The following is an 18,669-nucleotide window of genomic DNA, read 5'->3' as shown; positions in this document are numbered from 1 at the left end:
CTGGAGTCGCCGCTCTCCACTACAATCAACTAGTTCTTATTATAAAAAAGAACTTTTCAGTGGCCTCCGCTAAGCTAGAAAGAAGCCCGTTTTCAGTCTTACCGCATCGGTTACCACGAAGTCGCACCTGCGCTGGAGAGTCTATTTTTAGTTAAAGTAAGTGTCACTTTCTTATAGATTAAAGCAGAGAATACAATGTAAGATGTGCTTATGTGCCCGAAATTTCATCATCTAGCACTTACAATCTCTATAGAAAGTCAACTATTCTTTTTTTCAGAACAACTGCATTTTTCACTTGTATATTGTAGGAATGTGGCGGGTAATTATTTACCACACTTGCCCCTCGGTGAAAGTTCCGGTTTTCAAGCCCGACTGTCCAGCATTTTAGGCAAGCAAATGGTTGATCAATAGACATGCAAAATCACTAACACTATATGTTTACCAAAAAAGGATTTCGCCCAAAAGGGATGGAATCCTTTTTGTATTTTAGACAGAAAAAGAATATAAATCCAAAAAAAACTTAAAAAGTATTTCGGACTTGGAAACGCTTTCATATCGGCGTTTGTAATATATTTGTCACATGTGAAATATTTCGTGTATTTAGTATTCTAATAAAATAGTATTGTCAACTAGATTTTTCTGTAGTATATTGGGGCAAGCGATTAAATATCAGAAAATTTACTATTCATTTTTCATAAGTTTACGTTATGTAAGGAGGAAGTTTTCTTGGGAAATCCAGTATTGGAAATTGAACATCTCCGCACCTCGTTTAAAATTAAGGGTGATTACTATGCAGCGGTTGATGATGTTTCCTTAACAGTCCATGAGAATGAAGTGGTCGCAATTGTAGGAGAGTCGGGTTGCGGAAAAAGTGCATTAGCCCTTTCCATTATGGGTCTTCATAATAAGAAAACGACGAAACTTGAGGGGCAAGTTAACTTCAAAGATCAGAATCTTTTGAATCTGACAGCGCGCAAGTTGAACAAAGTCCGAGGCAAAGACATAGGAATGATTTTCCAAGACCCGATGACTGCACTCAATCCGTTGGCGACAATTGGCAGACAGATTGAAGAACCTATGGATTATCACATGAATCTTTCGTCTGCGGCTAAAAAGAAACGTGTTCTTGATCTTCTGAACCGTGTAGGTATTAAGAATGAACAACGCGTTTATAAGCAATACCCACATGAATTGTCTGGTGGTATGAGACAACGTGTCGTCATTGCGATTGCGTTAGCTTGTGATCCAGTTGTTCTAATTGCGGATGAGCCTACGACTGCTTTGGACGTAACGATTCAAGCGCAAATCATGGATCTCATGAAGGAACTTCAAAACCAAATCAAATCAGGCATTATCCTAATTACGCATGACCTGGGTGTCGTAGCTGAAATGGCTGACCGTGTAGCGGTTATGTATGCCGGAGAAATAGTGGAAATTGCGGAGGTTCGTGAGCTATTCGCTAATCCGTTGCATCCCTATACACGCTCACTGCTAAATTCAATTCCTGCGAATATGGAAGCGAAGGCGAAACTTCATGTTATCGAAGGAATCGTGCCTTCTATACAAAATTTGGACCGTGAAGGTTGCAGGTTTGCCCCAAGAATTCAATGGGTGGCTAAGGAAGAGCATGAAGTGAATCCCAAACTAAATGAAGCACTGCCAGGACATTTCGTTCGTTGCAGTTGCTACAAAAACTTCCACTTCCCAGAGGAGAGATTAGGAGAAGTGAATTATGTCATTACTTAGAGTCAATAACTTAAAAGTACATTATCCAATTCGTGGTGGTTTTCTCCGTCGTGTCGTCGATCAAGTAAGAGCAGTTGACGGTGTAAGTTTTGACTTGCAACCAGGTGAAACATACGGTCTTGTGGGTGAGTCTGGTTGTGGTAAGACGACAACTGGACGAGCAATTATAGGACTAAATAATGCAACAAGCGGGGAAATTTTGTTCGAAGGAAATGACCTTGCAAAACTGAGACGTTCAGAAAAAAGAATACATACAAAAGATATTCAAATGATTTTCCAGGATCCGTATTCATCACTGAATGGACGGAAGAATGTCTTGAGTATAATTGCTGAACCGCTACGGAATTATGAACGCATGTCACCTGGTGAAGAATTGAAAAAGGTTCAAGCGCTAATTGAACGAGTTGGATTGAATCCGGAGTCGATTTACAAATACCCCCACCAATTTTCCGGTGGGCAAAGGCAGCGTATTGGTATCGCGCGAGCACTGACATTGAATCCGAAATTGATTATTGCAGATGAACCTGTTTCAGCACTGGATGTATCGGTTCAGGCACAGGTTTTGAACTTCATGCAGGAAATCCAAAAAGAATTTAATCTGACGTACTTGTTCATATCGCATGACTTGGGCATCATACAGCATATGTGTGACCGTATCGGAATCATGTATAAAGGTCGTTTTGTTGAAGAAGGTACGGCGGCTGATGTCTACAATAATCCTCAGCACTTATACACGAAAAGACTAATTGCAGCAATTCCGGAAATGAACCCGGAAAAGCGATTTGAGAAAACGAATCTTCGTAAGTCCATTAACGAAGAATACCGGGCAAACTATGATAGTTATTTCGATAAAGATGGACGGATGTTCGATCTGAAGAGGGTTTCCGATACGCATTCCGTTGCATTGCAGTAAAGGAGATTATGAAAAGATGCTGACATTTATTCTTAGAAGAACGTTAATCATGATTCCGCAACTAATCCTTCTCAGCTTAATAATCTTTTTGCTTGCAAAAGCAATGCCGGGCGATGCGGTAACGAGTGCCTTTCAGGGCAACCCGGATGCAACGCCAGAACAAATAGAGAAGATTCGTGAAAAACTTGGTCTTAATGATCCTTGGTATGTTCAATATGGAACATGGATTGGAAATGCGGTTCAGGGTGACTTAGGTCAGTCATATACGCACAAACAACCGGTCACGACATTACTTGCCGGGAGAGTTGCCAATACACTGCTGTTAGCAATAGGTACATTAATTGTCACGTATATAATTGCTATTCCACTTGGCATTATTGCTGGGAGATGGACAGATACGTGGGTGGATAAAATCATTGTCACGTATAATTACTTCGCATTTGCAACACCGCTATTCGTTTTTGCGTTATTAATGCTGTTTTTATTCAGCTTCATATTAGGTTGGTTTCCAATCGGTGGCAGTGTCGACATACGGGCTGAGGCAGGATCGTGGGAATATATCGTCAGTAAAGTGGAACACCTCGTTTTACCCGTCATGTCAGGTGCATTACTTATGACGTTCGGGACCATCCAATACTTACGTAACGATATTATCGATACAAAGTTGAAAGATTTCGTCAAGACTGCCCGTGCTAAAGGGGTTCCGGAAGGTAAAGTGTATACGCGTCATATCTTACGCAACTCTTTGCTACCGATTGCGGCATTTCTGGGCTATGAAATTACTGGTCTTATTGCCGGTTCAATCTTCATCGAAATGATTTTCAGTTATCCCGGACTCGGAAAACTTTTCATAGAGTCGGTCTTGGGACGTGACTTTACGGTGGTTACAGCTCTTGTCATGATTTCAGGCGCAGCTGCAATTGTCGGGACGATGCTATCGGATATTATCCTCAGCATTGTCGATCCACGTATCCGTATTGACTGATGAAAATGAAGAGAAAAGATGAGGAGGGGAAACGAGTGGTAGTCTTAAATGAAAAAGAACTAATGGCAAAAGAAAAATTGAATAATCCTTCATTTTTGAAAACAATCTGGCGTGAAATAAAGAACGACAAGATGGCCTTGGGTTCACTAATCTTACTAACGATCATTCTGTTGGCCGCCTATACATCTCCATTATTCATTGACCAAGTAGCGATGACTCGCGTTAACTTCTTTAACAACTGGAAAGCACCATCTGCAGCCAATTGGCTTGGGACGGATGATGGCGGACGAGATGTGCTCAGCCAGCTACTGCTAGGGACAAGGAACTCTTTTACAATTGGTTTAAGTGTAACTTTAATAGCAGGTGTTTTTGGATTGACGGTTGGTCTGATTTCAGGCTTCTACGGAGGGCTCGTCGACAATATTATTATGCGTATCATTGACTTCCTAATGGTATTGCCGTCACTTATGATCATCATTGTTTTCGTAGTTATTGTTCCAAAATATACGATTTTCAATTTCATCTTAATCATGAGCGCATTTGCTTGGTTTGGTAAAGCACGTCTAATTCGCTCTCGAGGACTTGCTGAAAGGGAACTCGATTATATCAATGCTTCTAAGACATTGGGCACCCCGAGTTGGAGAATTATGTTTTTCGAGCTTTTTCCCAACCTGAGTTCACTTGTCATAGTTAATATGACACTGACACTTGCGGGGAATATCGGATTAGAGACAGGTCTTACATTCCTAGGATTTGGACTGCCGGCAGGAACGCCTTCTCTCGGCTCTCTAATCAGCTATGCGGTAAATCCGGATGTTGTGCAAAATAAGTGGTGGATATGGTTACCCGCAGCATTACTGATTTTAGTAATGATGCTGTGTATAAATTATGTTGGGCAAGCGGTTAAACGTGCGTCCGACGCAAGGCAAAGATTAGCTTAAAAAAAGGGGAGGTAATACAATTGGTAAAAAAGAAACTTATGCTACTCGTTGGTCTGATGCTTGTTCTCAGCATGTTTTTAGCTGCATGTGCAGGTGAAAAAAGCACAGATGGCGACAAAGGTAAAGACGAAGGCAAAGAAGGAACAAAAACAGAGGACGGAAAAGAAGAAGAGCCTGCTGATGAAAGCGGAGAACTCGTATTCCCACTTGATGTTTCAAACACTGGGACAGTTGTAGAAGACGGTGAAGTAACATTTGGTCTTGTATCCGATACGCCATTTGAAGGTACATTGAACCGCGTATTCTACTCTGGAGCTCCAGACTTTGATATAATCGAATTCTTTGACGAAGATCTTTTAGACGTTGACGGTGACTATTTGATCACGAACAACGGTGCAGCAGACTATACAATCTCTGATGACAACAAAACAATTACCGTTACTATCAAAGATGGCGTTAAATGGCATGATGGTGAGCCTGTAAAAGCAGATGACCTTCTATACTCATATGAACTTCTTGGTCATCCTGATTACACAGGAGAACGCTACACGTTCATGATTGAAAACGTAGCAGGTATGCCTGAGTATCATGAAGGTAAAACTGACAAAATTTCTGGTATTGAAGTAAAAGACGATAAAACAATTGCGGTTACATTCACAGAAGCTACACCATCACTTCTCTCAGGTTTCTGGTCTTCGCCAACACCTAGACACTATCTAGGCGATATCGCTTCACTTGACGAAATCGTAGCATCTGAAAAAATCCGAACGAAGCCGATTGGTTTCGGACCATACAAAGTTACAAAAGTTATTCCGGGCGAATCAGTTCTTTTCGAACGCTATGATGAGTACTGGAGAGGTAAACCAGCACTAAAATCAATCGATCTTAAAGTAGTAAGCTCTGCATCAGTAATTGAGTCACTTAAAAAAGGCGAAATCGATTATGCAGAGATTCCGGTTGATCAATACGAGGTGGCAAAAGGACTCGATAACATCGAACTTCTTGCAAAAGTTGACACTGCATACACATATATCGGTTTCAAACTTGGTAAATGGGATGCAGCTAAGAAAGAAAACATCACTGATCCTAACGCAAAACTATCTAACAAACTAGTACGTCAAGCAATGTGGCATGCAATGGATAACGAAACAATTGGTAAAGAACTTTACCACGGTCTTCGTTTCCCTGCAACAAGCCTGATTATACCTGTATTCGCAAGCTTCCACGATGCGAGCATCGAAGGACGCTCATATGATCCTGAAAAAGCAAAAGCACTTCTTGACGAAGCTGGATACGTTGACACTGACAGCGACGGTTTCCGTGAAGATCCAGAAGGTAAAGAATTCGTTCTTAACTTCGCTTCAATGGAAGGCGGAGAAACGGCAGAACCAATTGCACAATTCTATATTCAAAACTGGGGTGACGTAGGTATTAAGGTACAACTTCTAGACGGTCGTCTACATGAATTCAACTCATTCTACGATATGGTAGAACTTGATGATCCTAAAATTGATATTTATCAAGCTGCATGGGGAACTGGAACAGATCCGGATCCTGAAGGTCTATACGGCAGAACTGCAGCGTTCAACTACACGCGTTACACGAGCGAAAAGAACGACGAGCTTCTTGCAGCTGGTACATCAGAAAAGTCATTTGACACTGAGTTCCGTAAAGACATCTACAATCAATGGCAAGCGCTTATGGTTGAAGACGTTCCTGTAGCACCAACTGTTTACCGTTACTCTCTAATGGGTGTTAACAAGCGCATTGTTAACTACTCTATCGATCCGGCATCTGAAATTCGCCTGTTCGAAATGGGTGTAAGCGAATAATTACAAATTAAAAACCGTTACCTGGATTATTCCAGGTAACGGTTTTTATTTTGGAGAGTTATTGCAATTAAACCAAAAAATGTTACAATTACAGGTAACTAATTAATAGAATATTTAGATTTGATAGATAAGTGGGTTGGGGGGATAACGCATGGCGGTGTACATAGTAAAACGCTTCTTCATGATGATTGCTACGATACTTATCATTGCAACATTGACCTTTTTCCTCATGCATGCGATACCTGGATCGCCATTCGATGAAGAAAGGACGTCGAATCCAACAATCCAGGAAAATCTTGAAAAATTCTATAAGCTTGATCAGCCAGTTGGCGTTCAATATGTGTATTATTTAAAGTCAATTGCGACATTTGATTTTGGGCCGTCCATAAAGAAACCGAATGAGTCCGTTAACAGCTTACTAGCAAGAGGATTCCCAATATCATTTGAGCTTGGGATGATCACCATTTTGGTCGCGGTTGTATCGGGCATCATTCTTGGTACATTTGCTGCTCTGCGGCATAACGGGTTTATTGATTATATGGCTATGACGTTTGCTGTTATAGGAATATCCGTTCCGAACTTCGTACTTGCTACACTATTAATCCAGCAAGTCGCCGTCACATGGCAATTGTTGCCGCCGGCGACGTGGAGTAGCCCTCTTCATATGATATTGCCAACATTGGCACTGGCAACAGGCCCGACTGCAATCATCGCAAGGCTAACTAGGGCAAGCATGCTAGAAGTTCTGACGCAAGACTATATGAAGATGGCACGCGCGAAGGGACTTTCACCGTTTCGCATCGTTGTGCGTCACGCACTGCGTAATGCACTTTTACCAGTTGTCACGATAATGGGAACGATGCTTGCAGGTATATTAACAGGGACATTTGTCATTGAGAAAATTTTTGCGATACCGGGAATGGGTAAATATTTCGTTGAAAGTATTAATAATCGAGATTACCCAGTTATTATGGGATCTACCGTTTTCTACAGCGCATTTCTCGTCTTTATGCTGTTCCTCGTTGACATCGTTTACGGCTTCCTAGATCCGCGCATTAAACTTCACAGGAAGGATGGTGATGTGTAATGGTGCAGCGAGAAGAAAGGGTAGTCGTTCCGGATGAGTGGTTCAGACCAAAGGAGAAGGACGCGGGTAAACAAGAATCAGTCATAAGACCATCATTATCCTATTGGAAAGATGCCTGGCACCGCTTGCGAAAAAACAAACTAGCGATGGCGGGACTTATTTTTCTTATCGTCTTAACGTTGTGTGCACTATTTGGGCCGTTACTCTCACCACATTCTGTGACGGGAACAGATTATCCGAATCAGAATAAAGCACCTTCTGCTGAACATTGGTTTGGAACAGATGAAGCGGGGCGTGATGTCTTTACCCGTACATGGTATGGCGCACGTATTTCGCTATTCGTAGGAGTCATGGCAGCCTTAATCGATTTCTTCATAGGCATTATCTATGGAGGCATTAGTGGGTATAAAGGCGGGCGAACCGACACACTTATGATGCGCATTATTGAAATACTTTATGGGTTGCCGCATTTGCTTGTTGTTATCTTATTGATGGTTGTGATGGGTGCGAGTTTGACGACAATCATCATTGCACTAACCATCACAGGCTGGGTCGGAATGGCCCGTATCGTGAGGGGACAAGTCCTCCAAATTAAAAATTATGAATTTGTTACTGCTTCGAAATCGTTTGGGGCGAAGACTCCGAGGATCATTCGGAAAAATTTATTGCCAAATACAATGGGTCCAATTATCGTCCAGATGACACTTACTGTACCAAGTGCCATATTTGCGGAGGCTTTCCTAAGCTTCCTCGGACTCGGCATTCAAGTTCCATTTGCAAGTTGGGGCGTCATGGCGAACGATGCACTTCCAGTTATTTTGTCGGGTCACTGGTGGCGTTTGTTCTTCCCGGCATTTTTCATTTCAATGACGATGTTTGCATTTAACGTCCTAGGTGACGGTATGCAAGACGCGCTCGATCCGAAGTTGAGGGGGTGATGGGTTTTGAATGAACATCAATTGGATAATGCGAAAGCACTGGTCTGTAATAGGCAGGAGGACGTGCTCCTTTTTGACAGGCAAGTAGATTCTGAGAAACAGCATGGCAAAAAAAGAAGGCGTAAAGCAGTTTCAACTGAGAAAGTGCTTTCTGTGGAAAATATACACGTATCTTTCAAAACGTTTGGTGGAGAAGTCCAGGCGCTACGTGGCGTGTCGTTCGAACTGTACAAAGGGGAGACGCTCGCAATTGTAGGAGAATCAGGATGCGGGAAGAGTGTCACAGCAAATACAATCATGGGGTTAATCCCACAGCCGCCAGGGCGAATAAAGGATGGCAAGGTCTTATTCAAAGGGAAAGACCTGACCAAACTGAACATAGCAGGCCATCGGAAGATTCAAGGCGTTGATATTTCTATGATTTTTCAAGATCCGATGACAGCGCTTAATCCGACACTCCAAATTGGCGAACAGTTAACTGAAGGCTATCGGACGCATCACAAAGTAAGTAAAGGAGATGCACGGAAGAAAGCGATTGAAATGCTGGAACTCGTCGGTATTCCAAATCCACAAGAGCGGCTGAAACAATACCCGCATCAGTTTTCAGGAGGAATGAGGCAACGTATTGTCATTGCGATTGCACTTATCTGTGAACCGGAGCTGTTAATTGCAGATGAGCCGACAACCGCGCTTGACGTTACAATTCAAGCACAAATTCTTGAGTTATTCGATGAAATCCAAGAGAAGACGGGTGTCTCAATCATTCTGATTACGCATGATCTCGGTGTCGTTGCCAAGATCGCAGACCGCATCGCAGTCATGTATGCAGGAAAAGTAATTGAAATTGGGGAGAAACGAGAAATTTTCTACACACCAAAACACCCGTATACACAAGGACTGCTGAAATCTGTACCGAGGCTTGACTTGAAAGAGGAAGAGTTACAACCGATTGAGGGAACACCGCCGGATTTATTCTCACCGCCGAAAGGATGTCCATTTACTGCAAGATGTCCGTTCGCGATGGATGTCTGCGACCGCGTTTATCCAGAAACAACACAACTCTCTAAAGACCATGCAGTGGATTGTTGGCTGCAGGATGAACGCGCGAAACGGGTTTTCGCTTAAACGTTGGGTACACGCACGAAAGTGCTTCCATATTCATGACAAACAAAGGGGGATTTTGAATGAAGAAGTGGTTAACGTTTCTAATGGTAGCGTTGCTCGCGCTTGTGCTTGCAGCTTGTACAGCTACAGAAGATGCAGGAAAAGAACCGGAGAAAGTGAAGGATGACGGTGAAAAAGAGGAACCGGTCGCAGCGGAAAAGATCCTTTACCTGAACAATGGTGAGGAACCAACGTCATTCGATCCATCTGTCGGGTTCAATGCGGTTTCATGGGGTGCATTGAACAATTTGATGGAAGGATTGACACGTCTGTCAGAAGAGCACCTTGCTGTAGAGGCGACGGCAGAGAAGATTGATATTTCTGAAGATGGCCTGACATATACATTTACCATCCGTGATACTGCGAAATGGTCAAATGGAGATCCTGTTGTAGCGGGGGACTTTGTCTATGCTTGGCGCCATATGCTTAACCCAGAGACAGCTTCACCTGCTTCGTTCCTGGCGTATTTCATCGAAGGAGCGGAAGCCTATAATACTGGGGAAGGTGCTGCTGAGGATGTAGCAGTAGAAGCACCAGACGAGAAAACATTTGTCGTAACATTAACGGCTCCAAATGAGGCGTTTTTAAATATTATTACAAATCCAAGTTTCTTCCCGATTAATGAAAAAGTGGCGACTGCTGATTCAAAATGGTTTACAGAAGCGGCATCGTTTGTTGGGAATGGTCCATTCAAATTAGCATCATGGGACCATGATGTAAGTTTCATATTCGAAAAGAATGAAAATTATTGGGATGCAGACGCTGTCAAGCTCGATAAAGTGAATTGGGCTATGGTCAATGATCCAACAACTGAATATCAAATGTACGAATCGAATGAGCTGGACCAATCAGGTGTACCGCCTGAACTAGCGGAAAAGTTGAAAGATAGTGATGAACTACGCATTGACGACCAAGCGGGACTTTACTTCTACCGTTTTAATACGTCAATGGAACCTTTCACAAATAAGAAGATTCGAAAAGCATTCGGACTCGCAGTTAATCAGGAAGAAATCGTTGAGTATGTAACGAAAAATGGAGAGAAACCTGCGCACGGTTTCGTCACATACGGATTCATCGGTCCGGATGGCAAGGAATTCCGGGATTCTGTAGGTAAACTAGTTGAATTTAATAAGGATGAGGCGAAAAAGCTTCTAGAAGAAGGTATGAAAGAAGAGGGTTATACAGAATTACCGGCAGTGGACTTAACGTATTCAACGAGTCCATCTCATCAAAATATCGCAGTAGCGCTACAAGCGAAGTTCAAGGAAGTTCTTGGCGTTGACGTAGGATTGAAAACAGTGGAGAGCGCAGTTTTTGCGTCTGAACAAAAAGAGTTTAAATACCAGCTGTCCCGCTCATCTTTCTTACATGACTATGCGGATCCAGTGAACGCGCTTGAAAGTTTTATCACGGACTCTTCCATGAACCGAACAACATGGTCGAATGCAGAATATGATAAGCTTATTACGGACGTTAAAAATGAAACAGATGCAAATAAGCGCTGGGAATTGTTAAAACAGGCGGACCAGCTTCTAATGGAAGAAATGCCTGTCTTCCCGATTTATTATTACAACCAGACAACGCTTGAGAAGCCTGGCGTTACTGGGATTTTGCGTCATCCCGTTGGCTATATCGACTTGAAGTATGCAGATAAGAACTAATTGAAAGTCGCGGCGTCCGTTGTGGCGCCGTTTTTTTGCTCCCAAGGGAATACTACAACGTACTTTAACGCCCAAAAGTGTTATGAATGAAAGGAAGTTTTACTTATGAAAATACGACCACAACGCCTACAAAAAGGGGACACAATTGGTATCATCGCCCCGTCAAGCCCACCCAATCAGGAAAGTTTGGAAAAGTCACTTGCGTTTCTTGAACAACTCGGATTGAAATGGAAGTTCGGAAAAAATATGAACAATGTCAACGGCTATCTTGCAGGAACAGACGACGAACGGCTTAATGACTTACACGACATGTTTGCAGATTCGGAAGTGAAAGGAATTATTTGTGCAGGCGGCGGATTTGGTTCGGCCCGCTATGCCGATAAAATCGATTTACAGTTGATGAAAGAAAAGCCTAAAATCTTTTGGGGTTTCAGTGACATTACATTCCTGCACACGGCAATGGGTCTGTATTCTAATCTCGTCACGTTTCACGGTCCTATGCTTGCATCTTGTGTCGGAAAAGACACGTTTCACGAATTATCAGCGAAAATGTTCCAACAGTTATTTGAACCAATGGAACTTCATTATACGGAAGCAATTTCACCACTTGAAACCATTACAGCTGGAGCAGCCCAGGGAGAAATCGTTGGCGGGAATTTGTCCTTGCTTGCTAGTGGGATTGGGACTAAGTTCGAAGTGGATACAAAAGGGAAGTTACTATTTATCGAAGATGTCGGTGAAGAGCCTTATAAAGTTGACGGGCTTCTCAATCAGTTGCGCCTTTCGGGTAAATTGAAGGAAGCTGCAGGAATTATCATCGGTGATTTTTCAAAAGCTGAACCGAAAAAACGGATAGAATCGCTAACGCTTGATGAAGTTTTCAAACATTACACAGCGAATCTCGGCATACCTGTCGTGAAGGGTTTTAAAATCGGACACTGCGAACCTCATTTCGCGATACCACTCGGCATCGGCGCAAAACTCGACGCGGACAACAAGACACTGACGATATTGCCTGGAGTGGAATAATCGATTTTGAATGCAACGCCCGGCTGATGAAGTAAAACCAGTTTGGCACAAGCCTGAAATTGACCTTGAATTCGAATGACTGTGACACCTACGAAAAGGAGTGGTTTGGTCGATGGGTACGAACTTGAACACGTGGTATTGTTCCGTTTCAGTTGCAACCGTGTGGACATCACCGGAATCTGCCAGGGAAATTGACGAGCCAGGAATTGTAAACCCAGTCAGGTTAACGAAATGGCTCGAAAACTTAGCTTTCGAAGAGCGCCTCGATTTATGTAATGGGAACCGGATTCAGACCCAGTTGCTTTACGGTGAACCGGTCATCGTGGAAGAGGTACAAGATGCGTGGGCGAAAGTGATTGCTGTCTGGCAGCCTTCAACTAAAGACGAGCGCGGTTATCCTGGATGGGTCCCACTCGCGCAACTAAAAGAAGCGGAACCGATTCACGCGATTGGATTTAGTAGAGTGACTGCTGGGAAAGCACAATTGTGGAACGCGGACGGTACTCCGTCAATTGTCATTCCATTTAATTCAATACTGCCCTATATTGGTGAATCAGGTGACTATTTACGAGTATGCACACCGGATGGAGAAGCATTGTTATTGAAGGAGAACGTAGAACTTGCGCCTTCCGTCCATCAATTTGAGAAAAAGCCTGTTTCAGATGCTGTCGACAAAGGTCTTGCGTTTCTTGACTTACCTTACTTATGGGGAGGTATGTCAACGTATGGCTACGATTGTTCTGGTTTTACATACAATATGCTGAAAGCCTGCGGACATTCCATTCCGCGGGACGGCGGAGATCAGGCAAGCGGTGGTAAAGAAATTCCAGTAGATAATCAATCGCTCTGGGCAAAAGGGGACCTCCTCTTCTTTGCTGATAATGAAGGAAAAGCAAGTGTCCGTCACGTCGGGTTTTATTTTGGAGAGGGCATGCTTCTTCATTCCCATTCAACAGGAAAGTCAATTGAAGTGATGAAACTTGCAGGTACAATACTAGCGCGTGAGCTATGCGCCGTCCGACGTTATGGCATTATAGAAGGAGGCGTACGAGCATGACAAAACGGGTTTTATTGTCCGTAAAAGATTTGAAACGTTATTTTGACGTGGGGCGCGGAGAGAAGTTAAAAGCGGTCGACGGAATTAGTTTCGATATTTACAAAGGGGAAACGTTTGGACTTGTTGGAGAGTCCGGTTGCGGTAAATCAACGGCAGGCCGTACGATTCTTGGGTTGTACAATAAAACAGACGGCGAAGTGCTGTATAACGGGCAAAGCATTCACGATATGACGACTAAAGAAAGGGAACGTTTCCTAAAGAAAATGCAAATGATCTTTCAAGATCCCTATGCATCGTTGAATCCGCGTTCCACGGTCTATGAAATCATTGCTGAGCCAATGCAAGTACATGGGTTGTATAAGTCAAAGGTGGAAATGCGTAATCGGGTTTTTGAGTTACTGGAGGACGTCGGGCTAAGTCGGGATCATGCAAATCGCTATCCACATGAATTTTCCGGCGGGCAGCGTCAGCGAATCGGCATTGCCCGCTCACTCGCACTCGATCCAGAATTCATCATTGCGGATGAACCCATTTCGGCACTTGATGTTTCTGTACAAGCACAAGTTGTTAAGTTATTACAGCGACTACAGCGTGAAAAAGGCTTAACGTACCTGTTTATCGCCCATGATTTGTCGATGGTGAAATACATTTCTGACCGCATAGGCGTCATGTACCTCGGTCATATGGTGGAATTGACGACAAGTGTACAACTGTACGATAAACCTCTCCATCCATATACGGAAGCACTGTTATCAGCCATTCCGATTCCGGATCCGGACATCGAAGAATCGCGCGAACGCATTTTACTGCAAGGCGAACTGCCAAGCCCCATCAATCCGCCGTCAGGTTGCGTCTTCCGTACACGGTGTCCCTATGCAATGGACGTCTGTGCAGCACTAAAGCCAAAGTGGCTTGAGAAGGAATCAGATCACTTCGTCGCCTGTCACTTGTACGATGAACAAGTAATGGCACGACCTGATGCAGTTGCAGTACTCGAGCTATCCCGCTAAACTGGGACAGCTTTTTTCATTTTCATTTGAACGAAGTATTAACTCTTGCGAAAGACCTGGTATTACTACTTCGCTCAGCGTGATGCTATCTAGCTCTGAAAGGCACGAGTAGCTTAAACCACGAGAAGTAGAATATACTAGAGTGAGGAAAATCAATTATGAAAGTTATTTGATGGAGGACATTATGTTAAATAAGAAGCTAAAGATTTTACTCGTTTTTTCCCTGCTGGTACTCGTTGCCTCCGGTTGTGCGAAAAAAGCGGATACTGATACTAAACCAAAAGAAAATCGCCTCGTATACGCTTCCGAGTCCGAATTTGAAGGACTAAATCCGATTCTTGAAGAGACAAACCTAGATTCATTACTATTCCGGGGTCTAATGAGGTTCGATGAAAAGAATGAGGCTATTACAGACATTGCAAAATCATATACTATTTCTCCAGACTACTTAACGTATACATTCATTTTAGAAGAGGGCATCAAGTTCCATGATGGCAAAGCCCTGACGGCTGAAGATGTCATTTTCACAATTGAAAGCATCTTGGATGATAAAAATGCTTCCTTTTTAAAAGCAGATTTCACTGAAGTTGATTCTTTGACGAAAGTGGACGAGCTATCATTTGAATTGAAGTTAAAACATCCATTTGTACCGATACTCGATAAATTGACAGTACCAATCTTGCCAAAGCATGCATTTGAAAATGTCGAAATGCGTACGGCTGAGTTCAATAGCCACCCCATCGGTGCAGGCCCTTATATGTTTGATGAATGGGATCGGGGAAACAATTTGACATTGAAAGCATACAACGATTTTCATGGCACAACTCCATCTATCGAAAAAGTGATTTTTAAATTCATCCCAGATAGTAATGTCCGGGCGCTGCAATTAAAATCAGGTGAAGTCGATATTGCGTTACTTGACCCGGTGCAGGCGATAAGTTTGAAAGGTGAAAAGAATATTGACATACATGATATAGAATCAGCAGATTACCGCGGTATTCTTTATAATATGAACAAAGAATTATGGACTGATGTCAATGTGAGACGTGCTTTTAACTACGCAACGGATCGTACAGCAATCGTCAAAGGCATTTTAAAAGGGTACGGAACGGAAGCGTATTCGCCGCTTCAAAAACACGCCTTTAACAATGCTGAAGTTGAGAAATATGAGTATGACGTTAAAAAAGCGCAAACGCTTCTGGATGAAGCGGGTTGGAAAGAAGGAAAAGAGGGCTTCCGTTATAAAAACGGTGAAAGATTAGCATTTACGATTACAGTTCCTGCAACCGATACAGTTCGTGTGAATATAGCAAACTTCACGGCTGAAGGTTTTAAAGCAATCGGTGCTGATGTAAAAGTAGCTGCACTCGACTGGAGTGCAATTACCATTGAAGATACTGATGCGTTCGTAATCGCTTGGGGAAGCCCATACGACGCGGATCATCACACGCACATTTTGTTCAGAACAGATCAATCGAGTAGAACAAGTTCAGGATACAACTTCGGTGATTACTCTAATGCAGAAGTGGATACTTTGCTAGAGAAAGGCCGTTTATTAACAGATACAGATGAGAGAAAAGCAGTCTATATGGAGTTTCAGAAGGAACTAGCACTGGATCCGCCGTATGATTTTATTGCCTATGCAAATGCAATTTATGGCATCAATAAAAATCTGGAAGGTGTAAAAGAGCGAACACTCGGTCATCATGGATCTGGTTTTCTTTGGAACGTCGAGGAGTGGAAGTGGAATGAACGTTAAATGGATTGTGAAGCGAATGATGGCGGGAGTAAGTGTCCTTTTTATCATTAGCTTCCTCTCTTTTTTCATCATGCACTTGGCTCCCGGGGATCCGGCGACGGCTTTCTATGGAGGCAATGCACAAACATTAAACGCGGCTGAAAAAGAACGAATCAGCCGTGCTTTTTCGCTTGATCGTCCTGTGATCGTGCAATATGGCACATGGCTAAAGGAAACAATGCAAGGGAATTTAGGTTATTCGTCTAGGGAAGGCCGTCCTGTTAATACCATTCTTCTAGAACGTTTGCCAAATACGTTATTACTTTCAAGTGTAACCTTACTATTCATTATTATTGGTTCGCAATGGATTGGTACCGTCGCAGGTATGAAAGCCGGCTCATTGTGGGATAAAGGGCTATCGACAATTAGTATTGCGACATCTTCCATACCATCATTTTGGCTAGGGATTTTATTCATCTCATTCTTTTCGGTGAAACTCGGAATTCTTCCGTCCTCGGGTACGGGGGATATCGGAGGTGATGGAGGTCTCTTAGACAAACTTCGCCATCTCATTTTGCCAGCAGCCGTTATTATTCTAACCCATATAGGTATCTATGCGCGCTTCCTTCAAGAAAGTATAAAAGCAGAAAGCAGTAAATATTATGTAATGGTTGCGAGGGCAAATGGAGTTGTGGAAAGTGAAATCAGAAAAGGGATTTTGCGCAACGCATCCATTCCGTATTTGAATTACATCGGTATGACAATCCCTTCGTTTTTTGGTGGATCAATTATCGTTGAATCTCTATTTTCGTGGGCAGGGCTCGGACAGCTAATGGTAAAAGCGGTGATGATGAAAGACTTCCCGCTGATTATGGGTGGCATCCTTTTTATCGGGCTGCTCGTTGTCTTAAGTTTATTCGTCATCGACCTCATCATGTATGCAGTGGATCCCAAATTACGGAAGGGGGCATACAGTAGATGAAACTTCGAAAAACAATTCTATTCTGGTCTATGGTCCTTGGGGTGATTGTCATCATGACGGTTTTCGCGGGACTTTTTTCAACACATCCGCCAAACGAAATGGATATGGATGAAATATATGTACCACCAGGAGAAGGCCATTTGCTAGGAACGGATCATCTTGGGCGCGACGTGTTTTCCCGTCTACTGGAAGGCGGAAAAGTAACGCTCACTGTTGCGGGTACTTCTGTAATTCTATCCCTCATTATCGGTGTACTTTACGGCGGAATTAGCGGCTGCGTGGGGGGCTATGTAGATGCGGTAATGATGCGGTTTCTCGAAGCGCTAATTACAATCCCATCTCTAATCCTGATTTTGGCGTTTCAAGCATTTATGCAAGGCGGCATGTGGAGTATGGCGCTAGTCATCGGAGTTACTGGATGGCTAGTTACTGCACGTATCGTTAGATCGGAATTCATTCGCCTTAGAGAAACTGAATTTGTGAAAATGGCTAAAATGTTCGGGACACCACTGTGGCAAATCATTTTTGGCCATTTGCTACGTAATAGTGTGCCTGCTATTTTTGTTGTTACATTGTTCAACTTTGCGGGTGCGGTGTTCATCGAAGTATCGCTTAGTTTTCTCGGCATCGGTGTACCGCCGGCGATACCTTCATGGGGAAATATGTTGTACTACGCACAAAATGATATTTTGATTGGTGCATGGTGGATTGGTTTATTCCCAGGAATCATGATTTTCATAACGATTCTATCCGTTAACTTTATAGGTGAAGCATTGAAAAATCCAAAACGGAGGCGGTCAAATGCTTAAGGTAGACGGATTATCAATAGTTGTCGATGAACAGTACATTGTAGAGAATAATTCGTTTTCGATTCCACGCGGGAAGATTACGTCAATTATCGGTGAAAGCGGCAGTGGGAAAAGTATGACCGTCGCAGCATTGCTCGGGATCTTGCCAGTGGGTATGAAGGCGACTGGACAGGCCTTGTTTAATGGCAGGAACTTAATTAACAGCTCAACCGAGGAAATTATGGAAATTAGGAAATCACATATTTTCACGATTTTCCAGGATGCAGCAAACAGTTTTAATCCGTCTGTGAAAATGAAGTATCAACTTTATGCCTTTTCCGGAGAACGGATAGGGGATACTGTTGAACAGTTTTGTGTGAAAATGGCCGGTGCTTTAAGTAGTCTCGGTCTTTCGAATGAAGTTTTCCATCAGTATCCGTTCGAACTATCAGGTGGAATGTTACAGCGTTGTATGATTGCATGTGCCTTGTACGTGAAGCCGGAACTCTTAATTGCAGATGAACCTACAACCGCACTTGATAGAGTGTTGCAGCGGGACTTTATTGCTTTACTAAGAAAGTTGAATGAAGAGCAAGGGACGACGATTTTATTAATCACGCATGACTTGGATGTCGTAGCTGATGCGGCACATGAAATGGTCGTCATGCAAGCTGGTAAAGTGATTGAGACGGGAAGTGTTAAAGAACTATTTAGACGGCCAGAGCATTCCTATACAAAACGACTTCTGGAAAGTCGGTTTTAACAGGGAGAAATTAAGTTCCATTTCTCCCTGTTAAA

16 protein-coding genes are annotated in these 18,669 nt (G+C 43.0%); all 16 read left to right on the top strand.

The features are described 5' to 3' along the window. Positions 1 to 726 precede the first annotated feature (726 nt). The 16 genes from AC25Y6_RS01560 (at position 727) to AC25Y6_RS01485 (ending at position 18,634) form a co-directional block, all read left to right on the top strand. The gene (locus AC25Y6_RS01560) at positions 727 to 1,746 is read left to right on the top strand and encodes an ABC transporter ATP-binding protein (RefSeq protein ID WP_482104903.1); all 1,020 of its coding nucleotides are present in this window, start codon (positions 727 to 729) and stop codon (positions 1,744 to 1,746) included. Continuing rightward, complete coding sequence (locus AC25Y6_RS01555) at positions 1,733 to 2,659, top strand: ABC transporter ATP-binding protein (RefSeq protein WP_482104902.1); 927 nt, start codon at positions 1,733 to 1,735, stop codon at positions 2,657 to 2,659. The genes AC25Y6_RS01560 and AC25Y6_RS01555 overlap by 14 nt, the downstream gene beginning before the upstream one ends. Positions 2,660 to 2,675: 16 nt before the next feature. Beyond that, positions 2,676 to 3,644 (top strand): oligopeptide ABC transporter permease, encoded by a 969-nt coding sequence (opp4B, locus tag AC25Y6_RS01550; protein WP_488141842.1) that lies wholly within the window; start codon positions 2,676 to 2,678, stop codon positions 3,642 to 3,644. A 62-nt stretch (positions 3,645 to 3,706) separates the two neighbouring features. Continuing rightward, on the top strand, positions 3,707 to 4,585 hold the full coding sequence (locus AC25Y6_RS01545) for an ABC transporter permease (protein WP_482104938.1): 879 nt from the start codon (positions 3,707 to 3,709) through the stop codon (positions 4,583 to 4,585). A gap of 20 nt (positions 4,586 to 4,605) precedes the next feature. Next, positions 4,606 to 6,417: an oligopeptide ABC transporter substrate-binding protein gene (opp4A, locus tag AC25Y6_RS01540; RefSeq protein ID WP_482104900.1), complete on the top strand. Its 1,812-nt coding sequence runs from the start codon at positions 4,606 to 4,608 to the stop codon at positions 6,415 to 6,417. A 151-nt stretch (positions 6,418 to 6,568) separates the two neighbouring features. Then, entirely contained in the window at positions 6,569 to 7,504 is a 936-nt protein-coding gene (locus AC25Y6_RS01535; RefSeq protein ID WP_488141841.1) for an ABC transporter permease, read from the top strand. Then, positions 7,504 to 8,442 (top strand): ABC transporter permease, encoded by a 939-nt coding sequence (locus AC25Y6_RS01530; protein WP_482104898.1) that lies wholly within the window; start codon positions 7,504 to 7,506, stop codon positions 8,440 to 8,442. Before AC25Y6_RS01535 ends, AC25Y6_RS01530 begins: the two co-directional genes overlap by 1 nt. A 144-nt stretch (positions 8,443 to 8,586) precedes the next feature. After that, positions 8,587 to 9,567 carry an ABC transporter ATP-binding protein gene (locus tag AC25Y6_RS01525; protein ID WP_488141849.1) on the top strand — a complete coding sequence of 327 codons (981 nt, stop codon included), beginning with the start codon at positions 8,587 to 8,589 and terminating at the stop codon, positions 9,565 to 9,567. A 59-nt stretch (positions 9,568 to 9,626) separates the two neighbouring features. Continuing rightward, complete coding sequence (locus AC25Y6_RS01520) at positions 9,627 to 11,267, top strand: peptide ABC transporter substrate-binding protein (protein ID WP_488141840.1); 1,641 nt, start codon at positions 9,627 to 9,629, stop codon at positions 11,265 to 11,267. 105 nt (positions 11,268 to 11,372) lie between these two features. Further along, positions 11,373 to 12,296 (top strand): S66 peptidase family protein, encoded by a 924-nt coding sequence (locus AC25Y6_RS01515; RefSeq protein ID WP_488141839.1) that lies wholly within the window; start codon positions 11,373 to 11,375, stop codon positions 12,294 to 12,296. A 112-nt stretch (positions 12,297 to 12,408) separates the two neighbouring features. Further along, positions 12,409 to 13,353 (top strand): C40 family peptidase, encoded by a 945-nt coding sequence (locus AC25Y6_RS01510; RefSeq protein WP_488141838.1) that lies wholly within the window; start codon positions 12,409 to 12,411, stop codon positions 13,351 to 13,353. Then, a complete protein-coding gene (locus AC25Y6_RS01505) occupies positions 13,350 to 14,363 on the top strand; it encodes an ABC transporter ATP-binding protein (protein WP_488141837.1) in 1,014 nt (337 codons plus the stop codon). The genes AC25Y6_RS01510 and AC25Y6_RS01505 overlap by 4 nt, the downstream gene beginning before the upstream one ends. Before the next feature lie 184 nt (positions 14,364 to 14,547). Beyond that, entirely contained in the window at positions 14,548 to 16,122 is a 1,575-nt protein-coding gene (locus tag AC25Y6_RS01500; protein ID WP_488141836.1) for an ABC transporter substrate-binding protein, read from the top strand. Beyond that, complete coding sequence (locus AC25Y6_RS01495; protein WP_482104892.1) at positions 16,112 to 17,083, top strand: ABC transporter permease; 972 nt, start codon at positions 16,112 to 16,114, stop codon at positions 17,081 to 17,083. The genes AC25Y6_RS01500 and AC25Y6_RS01495 overlap by 11 nt, the downstream gene beginning before the upstream one ends. After that, positions 17,080 to 17,892, top strand: a complete 813-nt coding sequence (locus tag AC25Y6_RS01490) for an ABC transporter permease (RefSeq protein WP_488141835.1) — start codon at positions 17,080 to 17,082, stop codon at positions 17,890 to 17,892. The genes AC25Y6_RS01495 and AC25Y6_RS01490 overlap by 4 nt, the downstream gene beginning before the upstream one ends. Continuing rightward, positions 17,885 to 18,634 (top strand): ATP-binding cassette domain-containing protein, encoded by a 750-nt coding sequence (locus AC25Y6_RS01485; RefSeq protein ID WP_488141834.1) that lies wholly within the window; start codon positions 17,885 to 17,887, stop codon positions 18,632 to 18,634. Before AC25Y6_RS01490 ends, AC25Y6_RS01485 begins: the two co-directional genes overlap by 8 nt. Positions 18,635 to 18,669 lie beyond the last annotated feature (35 nt).

Source organism: Sporosarcina sp. Y1004, assembly GCF_057669665.1.
The sequence above is the reverse complement of the archived record's forward strand: the minus strand, read 5'-3'. Positions and strand labels throughout refer to the sequence as shown.

Coding starts and splice junctions, on each gene's coding strand:
- AC25Y6_RS01555 (WP_482104902.1), top strand. CDS start 1,733: ATGTCATTACTTAGAGTCAATAACTTAAAAGTACATTATCCAATTCGT.
- opp4B (WP_488141842.1), top strand. CDS start 2,676: ATGCTGACATTTATTCTTAGAAGAACGTTAATCATGATTCCGCAACTA.
- AC25Y6_RS01545 (WP_482104938.1), top strand. CDS start 3,707: ATGGCAAAAGAAAAATTGAATAATCCTTCATTTTTGAAAACAATCTGG.
- AC25Y6_RS01535 (WP_488141841.1), top strand. CDS start 6,569: ATGGCGGTGTACATAGTAAAACGCTTCTTCATGATGATTGCTACGATA.
- AC25Y6_RS01530 (WP_482104898.1), top strand. CDS start 7,504: ATGGTGCAGCGAGAAGAAAGGGTAGTCGTTCCGGATGAGTGGTTCAGA.
- AC25Y6_RS01520 (WP_488141840.1), top strand. CDS start 9,627: ATGAAGAAGTGGTTAACGTTTCTAATGGTAGCGTTGCTCGCGCTTGTG.
- AC25Y6_RS01515 (WP_488141839.1), top strand. CDS start 11,373: ATGAAAATACGACCACAACGCCTACAAAAAGGGGACACAATTGGTATC.
- AC25Y6_RS01510 (WP_488141838.1), top strand. CDS start 12,409: ATGGGTACGAACTTGAACACGTGGTATTGTTCCGTTTCAGTTGCAACC.
- AC25Y6_RS01505 (WP_488141837.1), top strand. CDS start 13,350: ATGACAAAACGGGTTTTATTGTCCGTAAAAGATTTGAAACGTTATTTT.
- AC25Y6_RS01500 (WP_488141836.1), top strand. CDS start 14,548: ATGTTAAATAAGAAGCTAAAGATTTTACTCGTTTTTTCCCTGCTGGTA.
- AC25Y6_RS01495 (WP_482104892.1), top strand. CDS start 16,112: ATGAACGTTAAATGGATTGTGAAGCGAATGATGGCGGGAGTAAGTGTC.
- AC25Y6_RS01490 (WP_488141835.1), top strand. CDS start 17,080: ATGAAACTTCGAAAAACAATTCTATTCTGGTCTATGGTCCTTGGGGTG.
- AC25Y6_RS01485 (WP_488141834.1), top strand. CDS start 17,885: ATGCTTAAGGTAGACGGATTATCAATAGTTGTCGATGAACAGTACATT.